Annotated in this window: 2 protein-coding genes; both read left to right on the top strand. The window is 68.3% G+C overall.

The window, feature by feature from the left end:
* Positions 1–1268 precede the first annotated feature (1268 nt).
* Positions 1269–2066: a helix-turn-helix domain-containing protein gene (locus ACFVM3_RS39830; RefSeq protein WP_378444963.1), complete on the top strand. Its 798-nt coding sequence runs from the start codon at positions 1269–1271 to the stop codon at positions 2064–2066.
* A gap of 109 nt (positions 2067–2175) precedes the next feature.
* On the top strand, positions 2176–3018 hold the full coding sequence (locus ACFVM3_RS39825) for a prephenate dehydrogenase (RefSeq protein WP_378444962.1): 843 nt from the start codon (positions 2176–2178) through the stop codon (positions 3016–3018).
* The last annotated feature ends 183 nt before the right edge of the window (positions 3019–3201 follow it).

The raw sequence follows: 3201 nt of genomic DNA, 5'->3' as shown, positions 1-3201 counted from the left end.
GCCCTTCCCTCGGTTCAGCCGAGGGAAGGGGGCCTTCACGCACTTCGGGGTTTGTGAAGGCTCGCGCGGCGACAATTGCCGCGAACACCATTTCATCCCATGAATACGAGTACGGCGGGGCCCGTCCCGCGTGGTCGTCGGGGGAGGCCGAACGCCGTCCTTTCGGCGGTCCGCGCGCACGAAACCTCCTTCCGGCGGGTCGATGGACGAACCGGGGCCGGTGTCCAGCCTGCCACCCTTCGCTTTGCTCGCGGGTGATCCCCGGCCGGGTGATTTCCGCCCGGACCATGGGACGCGGGGCTCCGCCGTTCGTGTGAACAAGTGTCGAAGAACGGAACATGAACCGCCGGTGCTGTGATCATCCAGAGAGAAAGACGAGCCGCGCGAACGGGCTAACAAGACCTGCGAACAGGCTAACCGGACCACCGGGAACAAGCGTGTACGCGGGCTCTTTACTTATGTTCGCCAAACGAGTCAATACCGCATGCGAAGTTCCGGATATTGATCTTGAGCGCCTCGTTCACTACGAAAATCACACTGTTCGTCAATTGCCGACATGGATTGTTCATGCCATGCTGCACAGGTGCGCATCAGCTGGGGCTGACATGGTGTGCACGCTTTGCTGGGGACAGAGGGGGTGCGTCGGTGACTCGCGACCACGAGCCAAACCAAAGACTTCACTCGCCGATCCTCTGAACCGAGCTGGTATGGAGTCATAAGATCGGACATGTCCGGGACCTCGCGCCGAAGCGGGTGTCGGCTTCGTCGGGCTGACCAAGTGTCGGTCCTGCCGGGCCGGAAGCCGTCGAGCGTTTCGTCTCGCAGATCGCCGTCGGGGCGATGGGAGGATGCCGTTCAGCTTCGGTAGTTCGTCGGAATACGCGCCAACGGTCAGCTGGGAGACCGTCGAGGCGGGCCGCCGCATGCGGTTCTGCCCGTGGCGCTTGAGGGTTCCTCACCGTCGAGGACATCCCGCCCTGCGGCCGAGGCTGGCGTCGGACGGGTTCATGGTGTCCAACCACCGAAGCCGAGCAGTTGGACGGTGGGGTTTACGAGCCGTGTCCGAAAGTTGCTGAATCAACAGATTCAATGGGGGCTAGGTGGATCCGACGAGAGTTGACTTGTCCGCTCTCCCTGTCGTCGAAATCGAGCTGTCGAGACTGTCCACTGCTTGTTCGCCGCGCACTTCGGGCGAGGATCCAGAGCATGTCGAGACACTGTTGTCGGCGGAGTGGGAGCTACCGCCCATTCTCGTTCACCGACCGACGATGCAGGTGGTCGATGGCCTGCACCGGCTGAAGGCGGCACGAGTACGAGGCGATACGAAAATCTCCGCGAGGTTCATCGACGGCGCCGAGTCCGACGCCTTCGTGCTCGCGGTGGAAGCGAACATCCGGCACGGTCTGCCGCTTTCCCTCGCGGATCGGAAACGGGCGGCCGTCCAGATCATCGGGACACATCCGCAGTGGTCCGATCGGCGGGTGGCTTCGGCGACCGGCATTTCCGCGGGAACCGTGGCGGACCTGCGCAGACGGGGCGGCGAAGGCGGAAACGGCGCCAGGATCGGGCGGGACGGGCGGATCCGGCCCGTCGACAGCTCGGAGCGGCGGAAGCTCGCCGCCGAGCTGATCCGCAACGATCCCGGTCTTTCGCTGCGTCAGGTGGCCAAGCAGGTCGGCATCTCCCCGGAGACGGTCCGGGACGTGCGCGGCAGGCTGGAACGGGGGGAAAGCCCGACCCCGGACGGGAGCAGGAGGCTGCGCGCGAAGCCGGATCCGTTGACCCTGACGGAAACCGACCTCGGTCACACGCTGGACCGGGAACGGCTCACCGTGCTGGAGCGGCTCAAGGCCGACCCGGCACTGCGGTTGAGCGAGGTCGGCCGGATCCTGTTGCGCATGCTCGCCATGCACTCCATGGACGGGCAGGAATGGGAACGGATCCTGCACGGTGTCCCGCCGCACCTGTACGGCGTGGTCGCCGGCTTCGCCAGGGATCACGCCCGGGTCTGGGCGGGGTTCGCGGATCACCTGGAGAGCCGGGCGACCGATCTGGCCGCACGGTGATCGCTTAGGCGCGAGGGGGGCTTTTCCGCGTGTGGCGCGGAGAAGCCCCCTTCGCGGTGCCCAGGCCGCGTGGCTCGACATCGCCGGGAGAGCGGCCTAAGAAGTAGCTGTGACCATCGAGAAGGCGCTTGTCGTCGGCACCGGCCTGATCGGCACGTCGGCCGCGTTGTCCCTGCGGGAAAAGGGTGTCACCGTCCATCTCACCGACATCGACGAACACGCCGTACGAGTGGCGCGAGAGCTCGGCGCCGGCCGCGGATGGACCGGCGAGGAAGTGGATCTGGCGGTGATCGCCGTCCCGCCGCATCTCGTGGGGGAGCGGCTGGCCGCACTCCAGAAGCAGGGCGCGGCGCGGGCGTACACCGACGTCGCCAGCGTCAAAGCCGGTCCGATCGCCGACGCGGAGCGGCTCGGTTGCGACCTGATCTCATACGTACCAGGGCATCCGCTCGCGGGACGGGAGCGATCCGGTCCGGCCGCGGCCCGCGCCGGCCTGTTCGCGGGCCGCCCGTGGGCGCTGTGCCCCGGCGTCGAAACCGGCGCCGAGGCACTACGGCTGACCAGCGAACTGGTGTCGCTGTGCGGGGCCGAGGCCGTCACCGTCGGCGCGGCCGAGCACGACTCGGCGGTGGCGCTGGTGTCACACGCCCCGCACGTGGCCGCCTCGGCGGTGGCGGCGAGCCTGGCGGGTGGCGACGACGTCGCCTTGCGCCTCGCCGGGCAGGGGTTGCGTGACGTCACCCGTATCGCGGCCGGAAATCCGTTGCTGTGGCGGAAGATCCTCGCCGGGAACGCGGTGCCGGTGGCGGCGGTGCTCGATCGGATCGCGGCCGATCTCGCCGGGGCGGCCTCGGCGCTGCGGGCGGGCGACCTGGACGACGTGACGGATCTGCTGTGGCGCGGGGTGGACGGCCATGGCCGGATCCCCGCCGGTCCGGTCGTGGGCCGGTAGCGGGTGAAGGCGTCCTTCACCGCGTCTGATGCGGTGATGGGCCCTTTCGCCCCACGTCGGTCGTGAGGGAGGCAGGTGGCGGGGTGGGGCCACCCCCCATGGGGGGCACACGTGTGGGGCCACGGGGGGTGGGGGCCCCGCCCCCCCCGGCCCCCCCCGCCCGTGTTGTGGCACACCCACGGC

It is taken from the genome of Amycolatopsis sp. NPDC057786, from assembly GCF_042797905.1.
Taxonomy (GTDB): domain Bacteria; phylum Actinomycetota; class Actinomycetes; order Mycobacteriales; family Pseudonocardiaceae; genus Amycolatopsis.
Note: the sequence above shows the minus strand (reverse complement) of the source record. Positions and strands in the feature narration are given on the sequence as shown.